Here is a 20,766-nt window from a genome sequence, read left to right on the forward strand (position 1 = left end):
CAGGTTCATCGAGTGCTCCCGTCGGTCATGGCGCGGCGTTCGAGCTCGGCCCGGTAGGTGCGGTCGTGGTCGGTCTCGCCGCCGGTCGCGGCGGCGAGCTCGGCGAGGCCGGTCTCCAGGAGCAATTCGTCCGGGGAGAGCCGGTCGAGACGGGCCACGTCGGCGGCCAGCTGCTCGGCGGGGGTCATCAGCACTCCCCGTCGTCGGACCGGGAGGCCATAGCGAGCACGGCCAGGACGAGGAGGATGCCGCCGCCGATCAGGTAGGGGATCACTTCTCCTCCTCGTCGTCGGTGCTGCTGGTGGGGGTGTTGGTGCCGGCCGCAGCGTCATCGAAGGCGTTGAGCCAGGCGACGTCGGCGGCGAGTTCGGGGGCCATCACGCCTCCCCGTGGGCGCGGGTGTCGCCCTCGACGGCCTGGTCGGCCTGGTCGGCGGCGGCGATGAGCGCCTCGCCCAGCTCGGCGTCGCGGCCGGCGATCGTCTGGCCGAGGGAGCGTGCGGTGGCCGGGGGGAGCGCCGTCGGCGGGATACCGGCGGCCCTGACCGTGCCCGGCTCGTAGGCGGTGACGGTGACCTCGACGGGCCCGCCGACCGTGCGGATGGACACCGAGACCTCACGGAGGAGGGCGACGAGGGCGAGGTGCACGGCGCCGTGCCGGTACGTGATCTTGCACCAGGGGTAGGTGGGGCAGGTCTGCTCGCTCACCGGACACCTCCGCTCTCGGCGGGGGCGACGTGGGCGAGGGCGTCGAGGACACCCCCGGCGAGGTCGGAGGCGATCATGAGCCAGCAGCCGAGGTCGATGTCGCCGCTGGTGTAGGTCTCCCGGCCGACTTGGGCGGCGGCCTCGGCGGTGTGCCTGGTTTTGGTGACCTGCCCGTAGGGGCCGTAGGTGGTGGTGACGACCTCGGCGGGGCGGTCGCCGACCTGGCGGATCTCGACTCGGGTGGTGGGGTCGGTGGTGGGCATGACGGCGCGGTGGATGGTGGTGTGGGGGTAGGTGGTCTCGCACCAGGTGATGTCGCAGTGGCTCATCGGGTGCCCCCAGCGGGCTTGGTCTGCTGGGGCTGCGAGCACTTCGAGCACGGCGAGGTGGACGCCAGGTAGTGACGGCAGGAGAAGATCGGCTTGCCGGGGCGGGCGCTGCTGGAGGCGCCGGAGGGCCACTGGCTCACAGCACACCCCCGACCAGCTCGGACTGGCGGGCGGCCTTCGCGGAGGCGAGCAGCCGGCCCATCGCCGCGTACACGACCTCCGCCTCGTCGAGCATGAGGTCGACGTCCTGAAGCCGGTGCAGCAGCAGCGTGGGGCGGCCGTCGAGCTCGGCGAGCAGCAGGTCACCGGCCGGGGTGGGCACAACGCCCAGGCAGTAGGCGTCCTCGGGGTGCTGGCCGCCGTCGTGGTGCTCGGTGCACCACGGCCGACACGGCACGAGGGTAGGGTGAGACACGATTCTTCCTTCCTGTTCTTTTGCGAGGTCGGGCGGGTGAATCAGGGGCCTGTCCGGTGTTGCTGCACCGGCAGGCCCATCTAGCGAGAGGCCGAGAACAGGGCGACGGCGTGCTGGTTGGCTCTCAGCCCCTCTCGGACGAGCTGGGCCTTGAACGCCAGCTCGGGTTCGCCGGGGCGGACGAGCGTCTGGAAACGGCGCTTTCCGCCGTAGACCCCGGCCTCGTGGAGGTAGAGAAACGGCTTGCCCTTGGACCCCGGCTCGAAATGCTGGGGACCGTCCTTGCGACACTGCCGCCGCTCGTCCCACACAGTGCCGCGCTGGTCGATCAGATAGCCACGGCTGTAAAGGTGCTCGAAGAAGACCTTGGCGGGAACCTCGGAGAAGTACTTCTTGTGGAACTTCGTGGGAGTGATGCCGGAGCCGCCCTCGAACTCGGCGAACTTCCGCTCGGCGACCTCGGCCCGCTCCTCGGCCGCATCGGCGCGGGCGGTCTCCAGTTCCGCGCGCTCCTCCGCCTCGATCACCCACTGAGCCAGCTCCCGGCGTGAAACCTCGCGGGCCGGGGCTGGGACCGCTCCCCTGGTCCAGTACTCGCGCAGAACCCGGGCCGACTCCCGTTGGTACCTGATGACCAGTGGCCGAACGGCGTCACTAACCCGACGCTCGTCGATGTTGGCGAGCAGCATCGACCAGGTGTCCAGATCGACGATCGTCATCTTGTACGTCTTGCCGTCGGCACCAGTTGTGGGTGTCTCACCCACAACTGCCCACGACTTGCGGCGGAGCTTCTGAAGCTGCGCCGAGTAATCCAGGCCCATGCTCTCCACGGTGGGCTTCAGGATCACGGCGGGCTCGCCGTGGCTGTTCAGGGCGGTGTGGAGGAGACTCCCATGGAACGGCACCTTGACGATCTCGGTCACGCCGCACCGTCCTCGGTGTGAGTAGCGTCCGAAATGATCTCGAACAGGTCACCGAACAGATCGACGCCAAACACATCGACGATTCCGGCGATGAACCGTGCGGACATCACGGTCTTTCCGTTAAGGACGCGGTACACGGTCGTCGGATCGACGCCGATCCTGCGTGCCAAGCTGGCGTCGGTCTCCAGTCCAGCGAGGCGCCGATAGGTAGTGAGCCTGTCGGCGCGCAGGGCAAGGGTGGCCATGATCGCTCCATGGGGTGTCGTCATCGGTGCAGTCCCCCTTCCGCTGGTGACTGCGTTGATGCATATAAAGCTAGCGTCATGACTGCGTTGACGCAACCGACGTGCGGAAAGGAACTGGAAACGACTGCATCCGTGCATATACGCTGTGAGGCATGACGGACACGTGGTGGCAGTACGTCGAGCGCATCACCAGCGGCGCTACACAGAGGGCGATCGCCGCCACCATCGATGTGGACAAGGCCACCGTCTGGCGCTGGAAGACGGGAACGGCCCCCAGTCCCGAGGCCGTTATTCGTCTCGCTCGCGCCTACCAGCGTCCGATCGTTGAAGCCCTCGTTGCCTCCGGAGCCATCACGCCAGAAGAGGCCGACATTAGGCATGTCGCCGTCGCGCCCAACCTCTCCGAACTTGACGACGAAGAGCTTGTCGATGAACTTCTGCAGCGGCTCAGACGAAAGGCGAGGTAAGGCTTCCGTCTGGTCGACGTAGGCCGCGCGCAGCGTCGGCGACTCCGTCAGGGCCAGGTCGGTAGTCACCGCACCTCCCCATCGGCACGAGCGTCGGAGCAAACCTCGACCTCGGAGGCGTAGATCCTCCACTGGCCGCCGGGTGTTTTGGTGGATCGGATGCGGCCGGCCCGCGCCCATCGAGTCACCGTCTTCGGGTCAACGTTGTAGATCCTGGCCACCTCCTCCGGATGCATCAGGGGCTCAGGGGTGGGACTGGACACGGGGCACCTCCAAATCGGACATGCGGGAATAAGCCCTCCCCAGTAGAGCGTTCCCTACTGGAGAGGAACTATGTGCTACGTACTTCATACTACTCGTTCGACGTTGGGTCAACGGGCATGAAGTACGTAGTGCTGCGACAGATAGGATTCAGGCCATGTCCGCCGCCAGTCAGTACCGCGAGATTGCCCACGTCATCCGCGCCCGCATTGAGGACGGGATCTATCCGCGTGGCCAGAAGTTGCCACGCGAGGAGAACTTGGCCGAGGAGCTCGGGGTCAACCGGGCAACCGTGAACCGCGCGCTACGGATCCTCGTCGCCGAGGGCCTGGTGCGCGTGCATCGCGGCGTGGGCACGATCGTCCGCGAGTTGCCGCCGCTGTCCCGCCATGCGGCCACCAGGCACAGCCGTGAGCGCCGTGAGCGCGCGGGCAGCCGGGGGGCCTTAGCCACCGAGTTGGCCGATCTGGGCTACACCCTGCGCTCGGAGAACAGTGTTGGGCCCGGACGGCCGCCCGAGCGTGTCGCGGAGATTCTGGGCGTCGATCCCAAGAAGGACAGCGTCATCGTCCGCGCCCGCCGGATGCGCGCGGCTCCCTCGGAAGGGACGAAGGAGGTGCCCATCCAGATCGCTACCAGCTACATCCCACGGAGCATCGCCGATGGAACACCCATTGCTCAGGAGGACTCGGGCGTTGGCGGTATCTCAAGCCGCCTAGCCGAACTTGGCCACGCACAACAGGAACTCGAAGAGCGAATCATCGTCCGGCCCCCTCGCCCCGATGAGCTTGCGTTCCTCGGCATCTCCGAGGATGAGCGGGTCTACGACATCACGCACATCGGATGGACAGCCGATGATCGCCCGGTCAAGGTAACGATCTACATCATGCCGACGCACCAGTGGGACCTGCGGTACCGATATCCCGTGGACCCCACAGACGGCTAGCATGCAGGTCAGCAAGTGTGCTCCCCACGCACGTGGGGGTGAACCGATCACGCTCGGACGGCAGAAGACCACCCGGTGGTGCTCCCCACGCACGTGGGGGTGAACCGCTTGGGTCAGCGACCTGCAGGAGACCAGAAAGGTGCTCCCCACGCAGGTGGGGGTGAACCGGGAAATGTGGCCTGCGAGATATCGGTAGTTATGTGCTCCCCACGCAGGTGGGGGTGAGGGGGTGGAGGCCCCGGCTTCGGCCGGGGCTTTCGCATGACGGGCCTCCAGCTCCGGCGTACGGTCGAATCATGGCCGACGAGAAACCGATCTGTGACGTGTGCCTGGGGGGTCAGGGCGAGTGGATCCCCATGAACGGCGGCTCGAAGGAGACCGCCGAGAAGTGGGTGCCCTGCACGGCGTGCAATGGGACGGGGCGGAAATGACCGATCCGATCACCTGTCCCGAGTGCGGGGGAGCCAAGGGCCAGCGCCTCGGCGCCCTGTTCCTGGCGTGCAGGTTCTGCGGCGGCCTGGGCTGGGTCGGTGGCGAGCACGAGCCCGCCGAGCGTGGCGACCAGGCGCCGCCGCCTCGGCCGCCGGCGTGGGAGCACCGCGTCTGGCGTGACCCGGTGGTGTCCGCCGCACTGTCGTGCCGGTACTGCCTCGACACGCGGCAGGTCACCAGCATTGACGAGCAGGCCCGCACCATGGCGATGGCGGCCTGTCCGGCCTGCGCGTAGCCCGGGACGCGGGAGCCTCAGCCCGGGGGCGTGAGTGCGGCTGTGCGTGGCCCAGAGCGCGCGGCGGGGCATCGAGGGAGCGGGTTGGCTGTCTCTGGTGTCCCGACGGGCTTGTGGCCGCTCTGTAGCGCTCAGGGTCGGCCGGAGACGCGAACCGGCCGTCGTGGAGTGGGAGTCCGCGGCGGCCGGTGGCGGGTGAACCCCATATGGCCGGTGTGACTACGCCCCGAGACCGGAGGCGTTTTCATGATCGTGCGCACCTGGTGCGCAAAGATCTTGAATTTACCTGGGGTGTCCTGGGGTTTGATGAAACACCATGTGTTACATACCTGCTGGTCAGGGACTAGACCGCGTCCTTGACCAGCAGGGTCACGCACTCCACGTGGTGGGTCATCGGGAAGGCGTCGAAGGCCCGTAGGTCGGCGAGGCGGTAGCCCCGGTCGCCGAACCAGGCGAGGTCGCGGGCGAGGGTGGCCGGGTCGCAGGAGACGTAGACGATCCGGCTCGCCTCCAGGGTGGCGATACGGTCGACGACCTCGCGGCCGAGACCGGCGCGGGGCGGGTCGACGACGACCAGGTCCGCGCGCTCGATGCCGAAGTGGTCCAGGGCGCTCTCCACCCGGCCCCGGGCGAAGCGGGCCTGTGGGAGGTCACGGAGGTTGCGCTCGGCGTCGCGCACGGCCGGGGACTCGGACTCGACGCCGAACACCGCGCCCTCGGGTCCGACCGCCTCGGCCAGACCTGCGGCGAACAGGCCGACACCGCAGTAGAGGTCGAGCGCCCACTCCCCCGGCCGCGGGGCGGCGAACTCCAGGACCGCGTCGAGCAGGGTGACCGCGGCTCCGGGATGGACCTGCCAGAAGCCGCTCCCGGTGACCTGGAAGTTCCGGTCGCCGACGCGCTCCACGAGGTGGTTGCGGCCGTGGACCACACGGGTGTGCCCCTTGCCCTCGTTCACGAAGACGGCCACGCTCGCGTCGAGATCGGGCACCGCCACCGTACGGCGGGGCTTGGGCGCGACCACGACGGCCTGGTCCCCGGTGTTGGAGGCGATGACCTCCACCGAGGAGGCGTTGCGCCAGTTCATGACCTCGGCGCCGACGTTCTCCACCTCGGGGTGGGCGATCAGGCAGGCGTCCACCGGCTCGATGTCGTGGGAGCGGTGACGGCGCAGGCCGAGGACGCCGTCCCGGTCGACGGCGAACTGGACGCGGGTGCGCCAGCCCAGGCCGTCGGGGGCGCCCGGGACCTCCTCCACGACGCCCTTCCACTCGATCCCGGCCAGCCGCTTGAGCTGCTCGGCGATCACGTCGGTCTTCAGCAGGCGCTGGGCGTCGAGGGAGGCGTGCTGCCAGTCGCAGCCCCCGCAGCGGCCTGGACCGGCGAACGGGCAGGGCGGGGTCACCCGGTCCGGGGAGGCGTCGAGGATCTCGACCGCGTCGGCCCTGAGGAACCGGGTGGTCTCCTCGGTGACCCTGGCGAGGACGCGCTCACCGGGGAGCGCGTGCCGTACGAAGACCACCCGGCCGTCATGACGGGCGACGCACCAGCCACCGTGTGCGACGGGCCCCACAGTCAGTTCGATCGCCATCGCCATGCCCCCAAGGTTCGTCGTCGGTCAAGCCTCCCCGCAGTCAGGGGTACATACGAAAGGTTAAGCCTTGGCGTCCTGGTCCTGAGCCACGTCCTGCCCGGCCGCCTCGGAGCGTGGACGGCGGACCGCGCCGGGGGCGAAGGGCTCGGGACGGCCCTTGAGACGGTCCGAGGAGTGGAGCTGCCAGGGCACGCTGGTGACCATGACACCGGGCTGGAAGAGCAGGCGGCCCTTGAGCCTGAGCGCGCTCTGGTTGTGCAGCAGGTGTTCCCACCAGCGGCCGACGACGTACTCGGGGATGTAGACGGTCACCACGTCGCGGGGTGAGCGGCGGCGCAGCGACTTGACGTAGTCGAGGATCGGACGGGTGATCTCGCGGTAGGGGGAGTCGAGCATCTTCAACGGCACCGGGATGCCCCGTCGCTCCCACTCCTCCTGCAGCAGCCGCGCCTCCTCGCCCTCCACCCCCACGGTGACGGCCTCCAGTGTGGAGGGCCGGGTGGCGCGGGCGTAGGCGAGGGCGCGCAGGGTCGGCTTGTGAATCTTGGAGACCAGGACGATCGCGTGGTTGCGGGCGGGCAGCATCGTCTCGTCCACCTGGATGTCCTCGGCCACGGCGAGCTCGCCCGCCACGTTCTCGTAGTGGCGGTGGATGCCCTTCATGGTCAGGAACAGCACCGGCATGGCCACGCAGACGATCCATGCGCCGTGGGTGAACTTGGTGAGCAGCACGACCACCAGCACCACCCCGGTCATGATGCCGCCGAAGAAGTTGATGACCCGCGAACGCCGCATCTGAGCCCGGACCTTGGGGTCGGTCTCGGTTCTCAGGTGCCGGCTCCAGTGCCGGACCATGCCGATCTGGCTCAGCGTGAACGACACGAAGACGCCGACGATGTAGAGGTTGAGCAGCCGGCTGACGTCGGCCTCGAACCCCCAGAGCAGCAGGCAGGCGCCGGCGGCCAGGATGACGATGCCGTTGGAGAAGGCCAGCCGGTCGCCCCGGGTGTGCAGCTGCCGGGGCAGGAAGCGGTCCTGGGCCAGGATGGAGCCGAGCACCGGGAAGCCGTTGAAGGCGGTGTTGGCCGCGAGGAACAGGATCAGCGCGGTGACCGCGGCGATGGCGAAGAAGAACACCGACCCGTCGCCGAAGACGGCGTCGGCGACCTGGGCGATGATCGGCTGCTGGTAGTAGTCGGGACCGGCGGGCCGGCCGTCGATGAGCATGTCGTGGGCGACGACGGCGGGGTCGGCGAGCTTGACGCCGGAGGCCAGGCCGAGCGCGATGATGCCGACGAACATGGTCACCGCGATCAGGCCCATCATCAGCAGCGTGGTCGCGGCGTTCTTGCTCTTGGGCTTGCGGAAGGCGGGCACGCCGTTGCTGATCGCCTCGACACCGGTGAGCGCGGCGCAGCCGGAGGAGAAGGCCCGCAGGATCAGGAAGGCTGCGGCGAAGGAGGTCAGGTTGGTCTGCTCGGCGACGATCTGGTAGTCGGCGGTGGGCGCGCGCAGCTCGTCGCCGAGGACGAGCAACCGGAAGCCTCCCCATGCGACCAGGCCGATGACCGAGATCATGAAGGCGTAGGTGGGGATGGCGAACGCCGCGCCGGACTCGCGGATGCCGCGGAGGTTGACCACCGTCAGCACGACGACGATGACGATCGCGACCAGCGGCTTGTGCTCGGCGACGTAGGGGATGGTGGCGCCCACGTAGTCGACGCCGTTGGCCACCGACACGGCGACGGTGAGAACGTAGTCGACCATGAGCGCGCTGGCCACGGTGAGGCCGGCGTTCTGCCCCAGGTTGACGGTGGCCACTTCGTAGTCGCCGCCGCCACTGGGGTAGGCGTGCACGTTCTGCCGGTAGGACGCCACGACGGTGAGCATCACCACGACGACGCCGGCGGCGACCCAGGGGGCGAAGCCGTAGAACGACAGGCCCGCGATGGAGAGGATGACCAGGATCTCCTGCGGCGCGTAGGCCACCGAGGAGAGCGCGTCGCTTGCGAAAACGGGCAGCGCGATGCGTTTGGAGAGCAACTGCTCATGTAACTGCGTGCTACGCAGCGCACGCCCGATGAAGAGGCGCTTGACGAGGTCCGTCACCTTTGACACGTCTGCCGATGCTAGTGCCCATCTATATGCTCCGCTGACGCGGCACTCCCGAAACGGTTCATACTGGCTAAGTACATTCGGGAACAAGATCCGCCTCAACGCGACCGGCGGGGGAGCATGCATATCGTGATCATGGGATGTGGCCGAGTGGGTTCGACCCTGGCGCACATTCTGGAGGACAGCGGCCACTCGGTCGCGATCATCGACCGGGATCCGCAGGCGTTCCGCCGACTGCGGGCCGGCTTCCGGGGCCGCCGGGTGACCGGCATTGGTTTTGACCGTGATGTCCTGGAAGAGGCCGGTATCGAGTCCGCCGGCGCCTACGTGGCGGTGAGCAGCGGCGACAACTCCAACATCATCTCCGCCCGGGTCGCCCGCGAGACGTTCGGCGTGGACAACGTGGTGGCCCGTATCTACGACTCCCGGCGAGCCGAGGTCTACCAGCGGCTGGGCATCCCCACCGTGGCCACGGTCCGCTGGACCGCCGACCAGATCCTGCGCCGGGTCCTTCCCGAGGGGGCCGAGCCGCTCTGGCGCGATCCGACCGGAGCCGTCGTGCTGGCCGAGGTGGCCTACCACCCCGGCTGGATCGGCATCAGGACCAGGGACCTGGAGGAGGCCGCGGGCACCCGCCTGGCGTTCCTCAACCGGATGGGCGAGACCCTGCTGCCCCGGAACGACTCCGTGGTGCAGGAGGGCGACATCCTGCACGTCATGGCGGTCGAGAGCGACATGGAACGCATCAACAAGGTGCTCTCCGGGGCTCCGGAGGAGAGGCACTGATGCGCGTCACCATCGCGGGTGCGGGAGCCGTCGGCCGGTCCATCGCCGCCGAACTCCTGGAGAACGGTCACGAGGTCCTCCTGGTCGACATCGACCCCAGGGCCATCAAGATCGATACCGTGCCACGGGCCGAGTGGCTGCTCGCCGACGCCTGCGAGATCTCCTCGCTGGACGAGGCGGGCCTGGCCGACTGCCACGTGGTCGTCGCCGCGAGCGGCGACGACAAGGTGAACCTCGTCGTGTCGCTGCTCGCCAAGACCGAGTACGGCGTTCCACGCGTGGTCGCCAGGATCAACCACCCCAAGAACGAGTGGCTGTTCAACGAGTCGTGGGGCGTGGACGTGGCCGTCTCGACCCCGCGCCTGCTGAGCGCGCTGGTGGAGGAGGCGGTGAGCGTCGGCGACCTGGTCCGTCTGATGACCTTCCGCCAGGGGCAGGCCAACCTGGTCGAGCTCACCCTGCCCGAGGACGCGCCGGTCGTCGGGCAGCGCGCCGGCTCGGTGCCGTGGCCGACCGACACCGCCCTGGTCGCGATCCTGCGTGAGGGCCGGGTGCTGGTCCCCACCGACGACGACCCGCTGGAGGCCGGGGACGAGCTGATGTTCGTGGCCAACCAGGAGGTCGAGGAGGAGCTGGCCCGGTTGCTGTCCCCGCACTGACCCCCACCCGAAGAGCGGTCACCGACCCGGCCCTCCCGCCGCGAGGGCCGGACGGTGGTGGAGGGCCGGCCGGAAAGACCCGGAGTGCCGGAGGGTTCCTCAGGGACTCGTCAGGGAGGCGGCGGCACCCGGGGACCGTCTCGGCGGCGGGTCAGGGGACGGCGGGCCTGACCGGGGTCCGGCCCCTGGCCAGCAGCCACACCATGGCGGCGAGGCTCGCGACCTGGAGCGGCCAGCCCATCACGATCTTGAGGATGCCCAGCTCGGCGACCGCGTCGTTCCCCCCGATGACGTAGACGGGGAACTGGACGGCCACCCGGATCACGCATGGGAGCATCAGCATCCAGGTGAGCCTGGAGCAGAGCCGCACGACGTCCGGATCCCCGCGCCAGGCCGTGGGGTCGCCGGTGACGGACCCGATCAGGAAACCCACCACCGGCCACCTGACGACGATTGACAGCAGCATCGCCACGGCGTAGCCGGCGTTGTAGAGGATGCCCGGCAGGAAGACGTCCTTCGCCTCACCCGTGCGGGAGGCGAAGAACGCGCCGATGCCGATGCCGATCAGGCTGTTGACGACGAACTGCGGCGTCGACCGTTGCAGCAGCCGGGCGATCAGCAACGCCACCGCGGTGGAGACGCTGACGATCAGTGACGGCTTCAGCTCGGAGGTGACGATCCACATCACGGTGAAGACGACCGTGGGCACGGCGGCCTCGATGACGCCCCGCACGCCGCCGAAGGCCTTGGCGAGCTGACTGCGCATCGCCGCCTCCACCGTGGCGTGCGCGGTGTTCTCCTCGGTGGTGCTCATCTTCTCGCTCACCGCTCCGTGGTCGTCGATCGCTCACGCACCGCCCGCCGGGCGCAGCTCGTATCTGGGATTGAACATCACCTTGCGCCCGTCCTGGAGGCTGACAAGCCCTTCGGCCAGTAGCATCCGGCCCGGTTCGATGCCGGCGATCCTCCGGCGCCCCAGCCAGACCAGGTCGATCACATCCGAACCGTCGTAGAGCTCCGCTTCGAGCGCGGGCGCACCCCCGCGAGGGCGCAACGTCACCGTCCGTAGTGTACCGGTGACGCAGAATCGGCGTCGGCCGCCACACGAGGCGATGGGCGTCGCGCCGTGGCGATCGAGGTCCTGCTGGAGTTCGCTGGCCTCCAGTTCGGCCTGACTCGTCGTCAGCCGCCGGAAGAAGCCTCGAAATCCGCCTTGTTTATGCGGTTCCTGAGAACCCACGACCTCTCCTTCACATACGTGTTGAATCAGCGTACGCGATCCCCCATGTCAGCGAAGCTCGGCGATCTCCGGACCACGCTCGAACGGCTTGAGGTCGGGCACCTCGGCCTGCTCGGCCTGCTCCTCCACGGCCTGCCTGGCCTCCGGCGGAAGCCGCAGCTCGATCGGCTCCTTGGGTGCCATCGGCTCGTCACCGCGGACCACCACGATGTCACGGACGACGTCCTCCAGCGTGGCGGCGACCTCGGCGTCCAGCGCGGCACGGCCGCTGATCACCGCGCGGAGGAACCAGCGCGGCCCGTCGACGCCGATGTAGCGGACCGGCTGGGCCACCCCGTCGGCCGGAACCCGCGCGGCCAGCTCGACCCCGAAGGGGCCCTGCTGCTCCTCCGCCGTACCGCCGGCGCCCTTCACGCCCTCGGCGAGCTCGGCCCGGACCTCTTCCCAGATCCCGCTGCGCTTGGGGGCCGCGAACGCGTGCACCTGCAGGGCGCTCTCCTCGAACACGACGACCGCGCCCACGATCTGGTCACCGGCCAGATTGAGCTGTACCTCGAAACCCGGATCGACCGGCAGGCGCAGCCCTCCGAGGTCCACCCGTTCCCGCTGGGAGTGCTGCTCATCGGAGTCCCACGGGCCTGCCTCACGAGTCCGGGCCGGTTCGGCCCGCTCATCCCTTTCGGCCTGCTCGACCTCCCCGGCCGGGGCCGGAGACTCCTCACGACGACGACGTCCGAACACTTTCCTCACGCTCCTTGAAGGTTCACTGGTCGCTCTCCGCGGCCCCGCCTCACGGGTGACGACGGCGCCGCGGACTGCTCCGGCGGCGGACTCGTCGGCCGTTACACGGGGGCTCATCGGCCGGCTCCCTGTCAGCGGCCGGTGGACCCGAACCCGCCGACGCCTCGCGTCGAGCCGGGCAACCGGTCCACCTCGTAGAAAACGGCGCGCTCCACCCGCTGGATCACGAGCTGCGCGACGCGGTCCCCTCTGCGCAGCCGTACCGCGTCCTTGCTGTCGGTGTTGAGCAACGTCACCTTGATCTCGCCCCGGTAACCCGCGTCCACGGTGCCCGGCGCGTTCACGAGCGTCACACCGTGCCTGGTGGCCAGGCCGGAACGCGGGTGAACGAACGCGGCGTATCCGTCGGGCAGGGCGATCGCCACACCGGTGCCGACCACGGCCCGTTCCCCGGGCAGCAGTTCGACGTCCTCGGCGGCGTGGAGGTCGGCGCCGGCGTCGCCCGGGTGGGCGTAGGACGGCATCGGCAGCCCGGCGTCGAGCCGGTGGATCAGCACCTCGACCTTGCTGGTCACGGGTTCACCTCGTACTCGTGATGTTCGTCGACAATGGTCTGAAGATCTCCGTGCTTGGCGAAGTGCTCCATGCTCACCTCGATGAAGAGCGCCGCGGCCCGCACGGCGACCGGGCCGTCCGGTGAGCCGATCCGCCCCTCAGCCTCAAGGTACGCCTTCCTGCCCGAGGTTCCGGTACACCAGGCACGCAGGTGCAGGGTGGTGCCGACCGGAACGGGAGCGAGATAGTCGGTCTCCAGCCGCCCGGTGACGTAGGGGCGCTGGAAGAGCCAGATCGACATACCGATGATCTCGTCCATCGCCGCGGCCAGCAGACCGCCGTGCGCGAGGCCCGGCGCGCCCTGGTGCACCTCCCCCACGGTGAACTCGGCGACCACCGTGAGCCCGTCGGGGGTGACGGCGTTCAGGTGGAGACCGGTCGGATGCCGGGATCCGCAGCCGAAGCAGTTGCTGTAGTGGGAGCCGAGCGGGGTGCCGGGGGCGGGCGCGTCCGGGTGCGCCTCCGGCGGTGCCGCTCCCGGTGGAGGGGTTGTCAGCGTGGAACGGGTCACGGAGCAGAACGTTACCCCCTGTGCTGGGGGGATTCCTCATTCGGCGGACCGGCGGGGCCGCCCGCTCCGGCGGGTCCGGCGGCGCCCCCCTGTCCTGCCCGCTCGGCGGATCCGGCGGCGCCAGGCTCGGCGGGCTTCTCCGGCGACTCCGCGCCCGCCTCCGAGCCCGCCGCCGAATCGGCCGGTGGGGCCCCCGCGTCCGGAGGCCCGGTATCCGGCACCGGTGGATCGCTCATGAGCGCCGGCAGCGACCGGTAGATCACAGCCGCGACCGGCACCGCCACCGCGGCGCCGGCGATGCCCGCGACGATACCGCCCACGGCCAGCACCAGGATGATCGCCAGCGGGTGGAAACTCAGCGCCCTGCCGACGATCAGCGGCTGGAGGACGTGGTTCTCCAGCTGCTGCTCGACGAGCAGGATGCCCAGGAAGATCAGAGCGTAGATCGGGCCCTTCGCGCCGAGGGTCACCACGGTGGCGACCCCGCCGGCGAAGAAGATTCCGACGATGGGGATGAAGCTGGCCAGGAAGATCAGCACGGCGAGCGGCGCCCAGAGTGGCACGCCCATCCCGGCGAGCACGATGCCCATGACCACACCGTGCACGGCGGCCACCGCCACGGTGCCCTGCACGTAGTGCGAGAGGGTCACCCAGGCGATCCGCCCGGCCCGGTCGACCCGGGGCGCGGCCGAGCCGAACGCCCTCAGGAACCACGACCAGATGCGATCGCCGTCCTTGAGCAGGAAGAAGGTGACGAAGAGCAGCAGCACCAGGGAGGCGAGCACCTCCAGCGCCACCGTGGCGCCGGTGAGCACGGTCTGGGTGATCTGGTTGCGCTGCGCGGTGACCTGCGTGGCGATCTCGTCGATCCACTTGGTGAGCTGGTTCGGCTGCAGGTGCAGCGGGCCGGTGTAGAACCACTGCTCCACGGTCTTGGAGGTCGCCTTCACCTGGTCGACCAGGCCGGGGAACTCGTCGTTGGCCCGCAGTCCGATGAACCAGCCGGTGCCGCCCATCACCGCGAACGCGATCAGCATGGTGATCCAGGTGGCGTAGATCGGCCGTATGCCGACCGCCCGGAGCCTGCGGGTGATGGGGAACAGCAGCGCGGTCAGCAGCAGTGCGACGGCCACCGGAAGGATCACGATGTGTAACGTCGCGATGAACTGCGCAAAGTAGAACACCGCCCAGCCAATAATGATCAGACACAGGCTCCAGACGGCTATGCGGAGCAAGATGCGCGGCACCAGCTGTGTCAGACGTTCCCGATCGGAGATCACACCATCCAGACTGTCACGCCCCGGCCTGGAATGCGCATGGTTATCGGCCGGACACGGAGCGGAGGACCCGGCTGCGCGGCCGGACCCTCCGCGCACGGTCCGGATCAGCGCTCTCCCGGTGGCCGGGCGATCACCCTGTCGTCGAGGTAGCAACTGCAGTTGCCGCAGCCTGGAGTCATGTTCTCCTCCCTCACCTGTCGTCTTTCGACCGTACGGCGGAAGCGTCCGACGGAAAGGACAGATTCACGTGTGTGGCCGGGCGGGGACGGCCGGAGGATCGCCCCGTGGTATGGCGTCACGTGCCGCCGGATTGGAGGAGACTAGTGTTCTTCTGCGGAGCGAAAACCCGCGTGGAGCGCGCGAAGGGGAGGGAACCATGGCCGACAAGACCGAGAAGCAGGACATGGCATGGCGGGCCATCGGTGGCCTGGTGGGACTCGTGACGGCCTGGGGTGCCAGAAAGGTCATCGGGTTCGCCTGGGAGAAGACCACCGGCAGGAAGCCCCCGGCGGACAGCGAGTCGCTGGACATCGGCCTGGGCGAGGCGATCGGCTACGCCGTGGTGATGGGGGTGGGCATGCAGGTCGCGCAGATCGTGGTCGCCCGCACCGCCAGGAAGCGTTACAACGCGTGGAAGGCCGTCAAGGACACGGCCAGGGAGGTCGCCTCCTGACGCCTTCCGGCGGTGGGGCGTGCCGTACCACGGGGGTCAGGATTCGAGCGCGGCGAGAAACTCCTTCGCCCAGCGGTCCACGTCGTAGGTCGCGACCCGCCTGCGGAGCGAGCGCATCCGCCGGGACAGGTCGTGTGGTGTGGCCCGCATCGCGGCCAGCATGGTGCGCTTGAGTCCGTCCACGTCGTAGGGGTTGACCATGAACGCCTGCCGCAGCTCGTCGGCGGCCCCGGCGAACTCGCTGAGCACCAGCGCGCCGCGCAGGTCGTTGCGGCAGGCGATGTACTCCTTGGCGACCAGGTTCATCCCGTCGCGCAGCGGGGTCACCACCATCACGTCCGCCGCCAGGTAGAGCGCGGCCAGCTCCTCCCTGCCGTAGGACTGGTGCATGTACTGCACGGGCTGCTGACCGAACTCGCCCTGTTCGCCGTTGATCCGGCCGACCTGGAGCTCGATCGAGTCGCGCAGGCGCATGTACTCCTCGACCCGCTCCCGGCTCGGCGTCGCGATCTGCACGAACGCCGCCTCCCCGGGTTTGATCGAGCCCTCCGAGAGCAGTTCCCCGAACGCCTTGAGCCGCTGGCCGATGCCCTTGGTGTAGTCGAGCCGGTCCACGCCGAGCAGCATGCACTCGGGGTCTCCCAGTTCGGTGCGGATCTCCTTGGCGCGCTCGATGATGTGCGGTTCGCGGACCAGGGAGTCCAGTTCGCCGAAGTCGACCGATATGGGGAACGCCGCGGCCCGCACCACCCGGTCGCCCACGTGGATCTCGTTCTTGTGGTGCGGGAGGCCGAGCAGGCGGCGGCAGAGCCGGATGAAGTTCGACGCGCCGCCGGGGCGCTGGAAGCCGACCAGGTCGGCGCCGAGCAGGCCCTCCACTATCTCCCGCCGCCAGGGCAGCTGCGAGAACAGCTCGACCGGCGGGAAGGGAATGTGCAGGAAGAAGCCGATGCGCAGGTCCGGGCGGAGTTTGCGCAGCATGGCCGGGACGAGCTGGAGCTGGTAGTCCTGGATCCAGACCACCGCGTTCTCCGCGGCCTCCTCGGCGGCGGCACGGGCGAACCGGTCGTTGACCGCGCGATAGGCCTCCCAGGTGAGGCGTGAGTAGGCCGGGGGGGCCACCACGTCGTGATACAGCGGCCAGAGGGTGGCGTTGGAGAAGCCCTCGTAGTAGAGCTCGACCTCCGACTCCGACAGGGGGACGGGGATGAGCTGCATGCCGTCGTGCTCGAAGGGGTCGAGATACTCGCCGGGGGCGCCGTGCCAGCCGATCCAGGCACCTTCTCTGCGTTGGAGGACGGGGGCGATCGCGGTGACCAGGCCGCCGGGGCTGCGCCGCCACATGTCGTCACCCGCACGGTCAACGGGGAGGCGGTTCGCGACGATCAAAAATGAACTGCGACCCTGCACAGAGTCCTCCAGGTAGTCGGTCTACTGGTAACAACTACCCAATTCAGACGTTTCTATGACTTACCGGGTGGAAGCACCCGATGAATTCTCAAATCATCCCGAACGACACTGGCAAGCTTCCTTGTCGCGACCCGGTTGAGGGCCCCGCCGGCCACGGCTCCGGTGAGGAAGGGGCCGAGGGTGGTCAGGTGACGTCCGAGAGTACGCATGAGACGGTTGCGCAGCGCCGTCTTGGTGGCCGCGCCGAGCGCGAGGGTGACCGAGGCGGGGGCCATCGGGTCGACACCACGCTGTCTGGACCAGGCCGCCACGAAGACCATGGCCCGCTGGGTGCCGGTACCGGGCACCCGCACACCGTACACCTCGTGCAGTTCGGCGAGGAGCTTGACCTCGATCGCGGCGACCACGAGGGTCTCGGCCACGAGCTGGGCGGGGGCTGAAAGAAGCAGGGGCGGGGCGGCGAACTCCGCCGCCGCGAGGGCTCCGCCGATGGCGCCGACGGTCATGGTGGCCTTGGCCGCGGTCCGTACGAGGTCGTCGGCGAGAGCCTCGGAGGTGAACCCGTGGTGGTGCGCGGAGAGGGTCGCCAGATCACGGATGGGGATGCGGGGCGCGACGGCGGTGAACACGTCAGCCAGCCACCGGCCCCGGCCCACCCCCGTGGCCTTGGCCCTTGCGGAGCCTCTGGCCAGCGCCGCCGTCAGACGGCCGAGCAACCGCTGTCGCTCGGCACCGCCCATGTCGCCGGGCTCCACGAGCCTGCCGACGAGCTCAGCCACCTCCCTGTCCGGCGTGCCGCCCGCCCGATCCGGTGCGCCGGTCGACTCCCCGGCCGTGGAGTCGCCCGGCTCGGCATCGGTCTGTCTGTTCTCTGACGTCATGTCGCGGAACCTCCTCAAGGCTGCCCTGGAGCCCTACCCGTCGATGGACGGACACACATCGGACAGGCCGTCGGAACATCGTCAGGCCGCGCACTCCTTGCAGATCTGCTGGCCGTTCCTCTCAACGGCCAACTGGCTGCGGTGATGCACCAGGAAGCACCGCGCACAGGTGAACTCGTCGGCCTGACGAGGAATCACCCGGAGCGAGAGCTCCTCGTTGGACAGGTCCGCGCCCGGCAGTTCGAGCGACTCGGCGAGATCCGTCTCGTCGATGTCGATGCTGCCCGAGGACTTGTCGGTACGGCGTGCCTGCAATTCTTGAAGACTGTCCTCGTTGAGGTCGTCATCAGTCTTGCGTGGGCTGTCGTAGTCGGTAGCCATCGGTCTGCTCCATCCCCCTCGTCTATCTGTCTGCGCTTGTCAATCTGTCTGCGCTCGTTCGCGCGTGTGTAACGTTCGAGAGGCTCAACTTGTGCCCGATCCGCCAGATAGATTCCTGCTTCGGTACCCCGTCGGAATGGTCGTCGAACCTCCCCACACGTGAGGGACCCACCGCCAGTGGCCACGGTTAGCCAAATATGGCGTAAACCACAGCATTGGCGACATGCACCACCGTGTTCGACGGCACATCCAACCACATGTACGGCGTGAACGAGACGCCCCCCGCCGGATCAGCGCGACTGAAGTCTCACCGTCACCACGAGACCTCCGCCGTCCCTGGGGACCGCGGTCACATTACCCCCGTGAGCGCGCACGACGGCACGGACGATCGACAACCCGAGACCGGCCCCCTTGGACGAGTCGACCCGGTCGGCGTTGAGCCGCCGGAACGGCTCGAACAGACTGCCCACCTCATACGCGGGCACGTGCGGCCCGGTGTTGGCCACCTGAACAACCAGTGCGCCCTCCACCATTCCCGTGCGCACCCACAGACGGCCGGACTCGGGCAGGTTGTGCTTGATGGCGTTCTCCACCAGGTTGGCCACGCAGCGCTCCAGGAGCACCGGATCGCCTACGGTACCGGCGTTCTGGAGCTCCGTGGTCACGGTGACCCCGGCCTCCTCGGCGCGCGGGGCGAGCTGTTCGACCGCGGCCTGGGCGACGTCCCTCATGTCCACCGGCTTGCGCACGCTCAGCTCGCGCTCACTGCGGGCCAGCAGCAGCAGGCCCTCGATGAGACGCTCGTTGCGGGCGTTGACCTCCAGGAGGGTACGGCCGAGCGCCTTGAGATCCTCCGACGCCTCCGGGTCGCCCAGCGCGATCTCCAGGACCGTCCGGTTGATCGTCAGGGGGGTGCGGAGCTCGTGCGAGGCGTTGGCGACGAACCTCCGCTGTGTGTCGAACGCCACATTCAGCCTGGTGAGCATGGCGTCGAAGGTGTCGGCCAGCTCCTTGAGCTCGTCGTCGGGCCCCTTGAGGTCGATCCGCTCGTGGGCGAGGGTGCTGCCGGAGAGCTTGCGGGCCGTCACGGTCATCTGCTGGATCGGCTTGAGCGCGCGGTCGGCGACGAGGTAGCCGATGATGGTCGCCAGAACACCCACCCCGGCCAGGGCGAGCAGCGACCGGGTGAGCAGGGCCTCGCGCGCCCTGTCGATGGCGAGGTGCAGGTAGACGTTCCACCGCTGTTCGAGATCGGCCGCGAGGGACGGCGGGAAGCCGTCCAGATCGAGCGGCGGCCACGCCTGGTCGATCGCCCAGCCCACCATGATGTAGATCACGAACAGGAGGAGGACCCCGGCCATGAAGAACATCGCGCCGTAGGTGATGGTGAGCCGCCACCGGATGCCGACCCGGCCGACGATCGCCCGCATCCGCTCCAGGGGGGTGGACTGCGGAGAGACCGCGCCGGGCGGCGGCGGACCGTCCCAGACCGGCGGCCCGGTGGGCGGCGGCGGCTGGAGTTTCACCGGAAAGGCCGGGGACGGCCGACCGCCGTTGCGGGGGACCCGCTCGGAGTGCGGGCTGATCATCGGGTGGGTCGGCACGGACTGGCCGGGCTCTCCTGCCGGAAAACCCACGCGCCGTTCCTCTCCCCCGCCCGTCGGCGTACTCACAACTTGTATCCGACCCCGGGCACCGTCTCGATCACCTGAGGCTCACCCAGCTTCTTCCTCAGGGTCATCATGGTGACGCGCACCACGTTGGTGAACGGGTCGATGTTCTCGTCCCACGCCTTGTCCAGCAGGTCCTCCTGGCTGACGACCGCGCCCTCGGCGCGCATCAGCTCCTCCAGGACCGCGAACTCCTTCTTGGTGAGCGCGACCTCCTCGCCGTCCCTGGTGACCAGGCGCCTGCCCGGGTCCAGGCGGACCCCGGCACGTTCCAGCACCGGCGGCAGCGCCGGAGCCGAGCGGCGCCCGAGCGCCCGCACCCTGGCCACCAGCTCGATGAACACGAAGGGCTTGGCCAGGTAGTCGTCGGCGCCCAGCCCCAGCCCCTCCACCTTGTCGTCGACGTCGCCGGACGCGGTGAGCATCAGGATCCGGGAGGCGGTCCGCTCGGCCACCAGGCGGCGGCAGACCTCGTCTCCGTGGACCTTGGGCAGGTCCCGGTCCAGGACGATCACGTCGTAGTCGATGTAGGCGGTCCGTTCCAGGGCGCCGGCACCGTCGTAGGCGACGTCCACCGCCATGGCCTCACGCCGCAGTCCCGTCGCGATCGCGTCCGCGAGCACCCGCTCGTCCTCCACCACAAGCACTCGCACGGCCTCTGGCACCTCCCCTTAAGATCTGCGAACAGCCGCCGGAACAGCTACTCATTGTCGCCATACCCTCGTAAGACGGCGGTAAGGCCATACCTCCATCACCACAATGCGTGATGTAAGGCACATATAGGTTTAGCTGCCCGGCGGCGGTGGGTACAGCCCGAAGCCAGCCCCTTGCCGACCCGGCCTTCAACCCCCGTGAGAAAGAAGGTGAGATGGGCGAGTTCACCACCACGATCGAACACCGCCTCGACCAGGCATACAAGAACCTGCAAGAGGCCCGATCCTCCGGCGATCACTACCTCGCCGACACCTTCACCGCCGAGATCGAGGATCTCCACCGTCTGGCCACAGACAACGGCATCCCCATCCAGCGCTGATGCGAAGGAGCCCCCCGGGGGCGCCCCGGGGGGCTCCTTCGCGTCCGGTCTCCTCCGATCCGGCCCACGGCCCGGTGTGCCGACGCGGCGCGCCCAGCGCGCTCAAGCCGACCGTGGACGAGGCGGTCGGGGAGTGCCCCGGCATCGAGCACGTGCT

Annotated in this window: 28 protein-coding genes; 7 read left to right on the forward strand and 21 right to left on the reverse strand. The window is 68.8% G+C overall.

Features of this window, described 5'->3' with window-relative positions; genetic code table 11:
• Positions 1-5: 5 nt before the first annotated feature.
• The 7 genes from ACWEF2_RS30250 to ACWEF2_RS30280 all read right to left on the reverse strand — a co-directional run bounded on the left by ACWEF2_RS30250 (position 6) and on the right by ACWEF2_RS30280 (position 2,619).
• Positions 6-188, reverse strand: a complete 183-nt coding sequence (locus ACWEF2_RS30250) for a hypothetical protein (RefSeq protein WP_453819688.1) — start codon at positions 186-188, stop codon at positions 6-8.
• A 189-nt stretch (positions 189-377) separates the two neighbouring features.
• Entirely contained in the window at positions 378-707 is a 330-nt protein-coding gene (locus ACWEF2_RS30255; protein ID WP_453819689.1) for a hypothetical protein, read from the reverse strand.
• Positions 704-1,036 (reverse strand): hypothetical protein, encoded by a 333-nt coding sequence (locus ACWEF2_RS30260; protein WP_453819690.1) that lies wholly within the window; start codon positions 1,034-1,036, stop codon positions 704-706. The genes ACWEF2_RS30255 and ACWEF2_RS30260 overlap by 4 nt, the downstream gene beginning before the upstream one ends.
• Positions 1,033-1,176 carry a hypothetical protein gene (locus ACWEF2_RS30265; RefSeq protein ID WP_453819256.1) on the reverse strand — a complete coding sequence of 48 codons (144 nt, stop codon included), beginning with the start codon at positions 1,174-1,176 and terminating at the stop codon, positions 1,033-1,035. The genes ACWEF2_RS30260 and ACWEF2_RS30265 overlap by 4 nt, the downstream gene beginning before the upstream one ends.
• Complete coding sequence (locus ACWEF2_RS30270) at positions 1,173-1,451, reverse strand: hypothetical protein (RefSeq protein ID WP_453819691.1); 279 nt, start codon at positions 1,449-1,451, stop codon at positions 1,173-1,175. Before ACWEF2_RS30270 ends, ACWEF2_RS30265 begins: the two co-directional genes overlap by 4 nt.
• A gap of 80 nt (positions 1,452-1,531) precedes the next feature.
• The gene (locus ACWEF2_RS30275; protein WP_453819692.1) at positions 1,532-2,374 is read right to left on the reverse strand and encodes a phage antirepressor N-terminal domain-containing protein; all 843 of its coding nucleotides are present in this window, start codon (positions 2,372-2,374) and stop codon (positions 1,532-1,534) included.
• Positions 2,371-2,619: a helix-turn-helix domain-containing protein gene (locus ACWEF2_RS30280; protein WP_453819693.1), complete on the reverse strand. Its 249-nt coding sequence runs from the start codon at positions 2,617-2,619 to the stop codon at positions 2,371-2,373. Before ACWEF2_RS30280 ends, ACWEF2_RS30275 begins: the two co-directional genes overlap by 4 nt.
• A gap of 152 nt (positions 2,620-2,771) precedes the next feature.
• On the opposite strand from ACWEF2_RS30280, the gene ACWEF2_RS30285 reads away from it, so the two are divergent.
• Positions 2,772-3,086 carry a helix-turn-helix domain-containing protein gene (locus tag ACWEF2_RS30285; protein ID WP_453819694.1) on the forward strand — a complete coding sequence of 105 codons (315 nt, stop codon included), beginning with the start codon at positions 2,772-2,774 and terminating at the stop codon, positions 3,084-3,086.
• 65 nt (positions 3,087-3,151) lie between these two features.
• Here ACWEF2_RS30285 and ACWEF2_RS30290 read toward each other — a convergent pair whose 3' ends face one another.
• The gene (locus ACWEF2_RS30290) at positions 3,152-3,322 is read right to left on the reverse strand and encodes a helix-turn-helix domain-containing protein (protein ID WP_453819710.1); all 171 of its coding nucleotides are present in this window, start codon (positions 3,320-3,322) and stop codon (positions 3,152-3,154) included.
• A gap of 182 nt (positions 3,323-3,504) precedes the next feature.
• On the opposite strand from ACWEF2_RS30290, the gene ACWEF2_RS30295 reads away from it, so the two are divergent.
• Together ACWEF2_RS30295 and ACWEF2_RS30300 are read left to right on the forward strand one after the other, a co-directional pair.
• Positions 3,505-4,293, forward strand: coding sequence for a GntR family transcriptional regulator (locus ACWEF2_RS30295; RefSeq protein WP_453819695.1), 789 nt, complete (start codon positions 3,505-3,507; stop codon positions 4,291-4,293).
• 427 nt (positions 4,294-4,720) lie between these two features.
• Entirely contained in the window at positions 4,721-5,020 is a 300-nt protein-coding gene (locus ACWEF2_RS30300) for a hypothetical protein (RefSeq protein WP_453819696.1), read from the forward strand.
• Positions 5,021-5,363: 343 nt separating this feature from the next.
• On the opposite strand, the gene ACWEF2_RS30305 is transcribed toward ACWEF2_RS30300, so the two are convergent.
• Positions 5,364-6,611 (reverse strand): class I SAM-dependent RNA methyltransferase, encoded by a 1,248-nt coding sequence (locus ACWEF2_RS30305; RefSeq protein WP_453819697.1) that lies wholly within the window; start codon positions 6,609-6,611, stop codon positions 5,364-5,366.
• Between the two features lie 63 nt (positions 6,612-6,674).
• Positions 6,675-8,732, reverse strand: coding sequence for an APC family permease (locus ACWEF2_RS30310; RefSeq protein WP_453819698.1), 2,058 nt, complete (start codon positions 8,730-8,732; stop codon positions 6,675-6,677).
• 117 nt (positions 8,733-8,849) lie between these two features.
• On the opposite strand from ACWEF2_RS30310, the gene ACWEF2_RS30315 reads away from it, so the two are divergent.
• Together ACWEF2_RS30315 and ACWEF2_RS30320 are read left to right on the forward strand one after the other, a co-directional pair.
• Positions 8,850-9,515 (forward strand): potassium channel family protein, encoded by a 666-nt coding sequence (locus tag ACWEF2_RS30315; protein ID WP_453819699.1) that lies wholly within the window; start codon positions 8,850-8,852, stop codon positions 9,513-9,515.
• Positions 9,515-10,174, forward strand: a complete 660-nt coding sequence (locus ACWEF2_RS30320) for a potassium channel family protein (protein ID WP_453819700.1) — start codon at positions 9,515-9,517, stop codon at positions 10,172-10,174. Before ACWEF2_RS30315 ends, ACWEF2_RS30320 begins: the two co-directional genes overlap by 1 nt.
• A 151-nt stretch (positions 10,175-10,325) precedes the next feature.
• Here ACWEF2_RS30320 and ACWEF2_RS30325 read toward each other — a convergent pair whose 3' ends face one another.
• The 6 genes from ACWEF2_RS30325 to ACWEF2_RS30350 form a co-directional block, all read right to left on the reverse strand.
• Positions 10,326-11,000, reverse strand: a complete 675-nt coding sequence (locus tag ACWEF2_RS30325) for a DUF3159 domain-containing protein (protein WP_453819701.1) — start codon at positions 10,998-11,000, stop codon at positions 10,326-10,328.
• 21 nt (positions 11,001-11,021) lie between these two features.
• Positions 11,022-11,414, reverse strand: coding sequence for an OB-fold nucleic acid binding domain-containing protein (locus ACWEF2_RS30330; protein WP_355591321.1), 393 nt, complete (start codon positions 11,412-11,414; stop codon positions 11,022-11,024).
• 48 nt (positions 11,415-11,462) lie between these two features.
• Positions 11,463-12,155, reverse strand: a complete 693-nt coding sequence (locus ACWEF2_RS30335; RefSeq protein WP_453819702.1) for a DUF3710 domain-containing protein — start codon at positions 12,153-12,155, stop codon at positions 11,463-11,465.
• A 131-nt stretch (positions 12,156-12,286) separates the two neighbouring features.
• Positions 12,287-12,730, reverse strand: coding sequence for a dUTP diphosphatase (dut, locus tag ACWEF2_RS30340; protein ID WP_453819703.1), 444 nt, complete (start codon positions 12,728-12,730; stop codon positions 12,287-12,289).
• Positions 12,727-13,281 carry a PaaI family thioesterase gene (locus ACWEF2_RS30345; protein WP_453819704.1) on the reverse strand — a complete coding sequence of 185 codons (555 nt, stop codon included), beginning with the start codon at positions 13,279-13,281 and terminating at the stop codon, positions 12,727-12,729. The genes dut and ACWEF2_RS30345 overlap by 4 nt, the downstream gene beginning before the upstream one ends.
• Positions 13,282-13,292: 11 nt before the next feature.
• Positions 13,293-14,528, reverse strand: a complete 1,236-nt coding sequence (locus tag ACWEF2_RS30350; protein ID WP_453819705.1) for an AI-2E family transporter — start codon at positions 14,526-14,528, stop codon at positions 13,293-13,295.
• Between the two features lie 409 nt (positions 14,529-14,937).
• On the opposite strand from ACWEF2_RS30350, the gene ACWEF2_RS30355 reads away from it, so the two are divergent.
• Positions 14,938-15,234 carry a DUF4235 domain-containing protein gene (locus ACWEF2_RS30355; protein ID WP_453819706.1) on the forward strand — a complete coding sequence of 99 codons (297 nt, stop codon included), beginning with the start codon at positions 14,938-14,940 and terminating at the stop codon, positions 15,232-15,234.
• Positions 15,235-15,270: 36 nt separating this feature from the next.
• Here the strand turns inward: ACWEF2_RS30355 and ACWEF2_RS30360 are convergent, their stop codons facing one another.
• From ACWEF2_RS30360 to ACWEF2_RS30380, 5 genes are all read right to left on the reverse strand, one after another.
• Complete coding sequence (locus ACWEF2_RS30360; RefSeq protein WP_453819707.1) at positions 15,271-16,644, reverse strand: alpha,alpha-trehalose-phosphate synthase (UDP-forming); 1,374 nt, start codon at positions 16,642-16,644, stop codon at positions 15,271-15,273.
• A 53-nt stretch (positions 16,645-16,697) separates the two neighbouring features.
• The gene (locus ACWEF2_RS30365) at positions 16,698-17,525 is read right to left on the reverse strand and encodes a hypothetical protein (RefSeq protein WP_453819708.1); all 828 of its coding nucleotides are present in this window, start codon (positions 17,523-17,525) and stop codon (positions 16,698-16,700) included.
• Between the two features lie 81 nt (positions 17,526-17,606).
• Positions 17,607-17,906, reverse strand: coding sequence for a DUF4193 domain-containing protein (locus ACWEF2_RS30370; protein ID WP_271222331.1), 300 nt, complete (start codon positions 17,904-17,906; stop codon positions 17,607-17,609).
• Between the two features lie 290 nt (positions 17,907-18,196).
• Entirely contained in the window at positions 18,197-19,495 is a 1,299-nt protein-coding gene (locus ACWEF2_RS30375) for a sensor histidine kinase (RefSeq protein WP_453819711.1), read from the reverse strand.
• An 80-nt stretch (positions 19,496-19,575) separates the two neighbouring features.
• Positions 19,576-20,229 carry a response regulator transcription factor gene (locus ACWEF2_RS30380; protein WP_453819709.1) on the reverse strand — a complete coding sequence of 218 codons (654 nt, stop codon included), beginning with the start codon at positions 20,227-20,229 and terminating at the stop codon, positions 19,576-19,578.
• A 215-nt stretch (positions 20,230-20,444) separates the two neighbouring features.
• Between ACWEF2_RS30380 and ACWEF2_RS30385 the strand changes: the two genes are divergently transcribed.
• On the forward strand, positions 20,445-20,609 hold the full coding sequence (locus tag ACWEF2_RS30385; RefSeq protein WP_355591353.1) for a hypothetical protein: 165 nt from the start codon (positions 20,445-20,447) through the stop codon (positions 20,607-20,609).
• Positions 20,610-20,766: the final 157 nt, after the last annotated feature.

It is taken from the genome of Streptosporangium sp. NPDC004631, assembly GCF_053601935.1.

Bases quoted from the DNA above. Each gene is read 5' to 3' on its own strand.
- ACWEF2_RS30260 (WP_453819690.1), bottom strand. From the start codon at position 1,036: ATGAGCCACTGCGACATCACCTGGTGCGAGACCACCTACCCCCACACC.
- ACWEF2_RS30285 (WP_453819694.1), top strand. From the start codon at position 2,772: ATGACGGACACGTGGTGGCAGTACGTCGAGCGCATCACCAGCGGCGCT.
- ACWEF2_RS30290 (WP_453819710.1), bottom strand. From the start codon at position 3,322: ATGCATCCGGAGGAGGTGGCCAGGATCTACAACGTTGACCCGAAGACG.
- ACWEF2_RS30385 (WP_355591353.1), top strand. From the start codon at position 20,445: ATGGGCGAGTTCACCACCACGATCGAACACCGCCTCGACCAGGCATAC.
- ACWEF2_RS30305 (WP_453819697.1), bottom strand. From the start codon at position 6,611: ATGGCGATCGAACTGACTGTGGGGCCCGTCGCACACGGTGGCTGGTGC.
- ACWEF2_RS30300 (WP_453819696.1), top strand. From the start codon at position 4,721: ATGACCGATCCGATCACCTGTCCCGAGTGCGGGGGAGCCAAGGGCCAG.
- ACWEF2_RS30370 (WP_271222331.1), bottom strand. From the start codon at position 17,906: ATGGCTACCGACTACGACAGCCCACGCAAGACTGATGACGACCTCAAC.
- ACWEF2_RS30315 (WP_453819699.1), top strand. From the start codon at position 8,850: ATGCATATCGTGATCATGGGATGTGGCCGAGTGGGTTCGACCCTGGCG.
- ACWEF2_RS30250 (WP_453819688.1), bottom strand. From the start codon at position 188: ATGACCCCCGCCGAGCAGCTGGCCGCCGACGTGGCCCGTCTCGACCGG.
- ACWEF2_RS30295 (WP_453819695.1), top strand. From the start codon at position 3,505: ATGTCCGCCGCCAGTCAGTACCGCGAGATTGCCCACGTCATCCGCGCC.
- ACWEF2_RS30280 (WP_453819693.1), bottom strand. From the start codon at position 2,619: ATGGCCACCCTTGCCCTGCGCGCCGACAGGCTCACTACCTATCGGCGC.
- ACWEF2_RS30320 (WP_453819700.1), top strand. From the start codon at position 9,515: ATGCGCGTCACCATCGCGGGTGCGGGAGCCGTCGGCCGGTCCATCGCC.
- ACWEF2_RS30375 (WP_453819711.1), bottom strand. From the start codon at position 19,495: ATGATCAGCCCGCACTCCGAGCGGGTCCCCCGCAACGGCGGTCGGCCG.
- ACWEF2_RS30365 (WP_453819708.1), bottom strand. From the start codon at position 17,525: ATGACGTCAGAGAACAGACAGACCGATGCCGAGCCGGGCGACTCCACG.
- ACWEF2_RS30355 (WP_453819706.1), top strand. From the start codon at position 14,938: ATGGCCGACAAGACCGAGAAGCAGGACATGGCATGGCGGGCCATCGGT.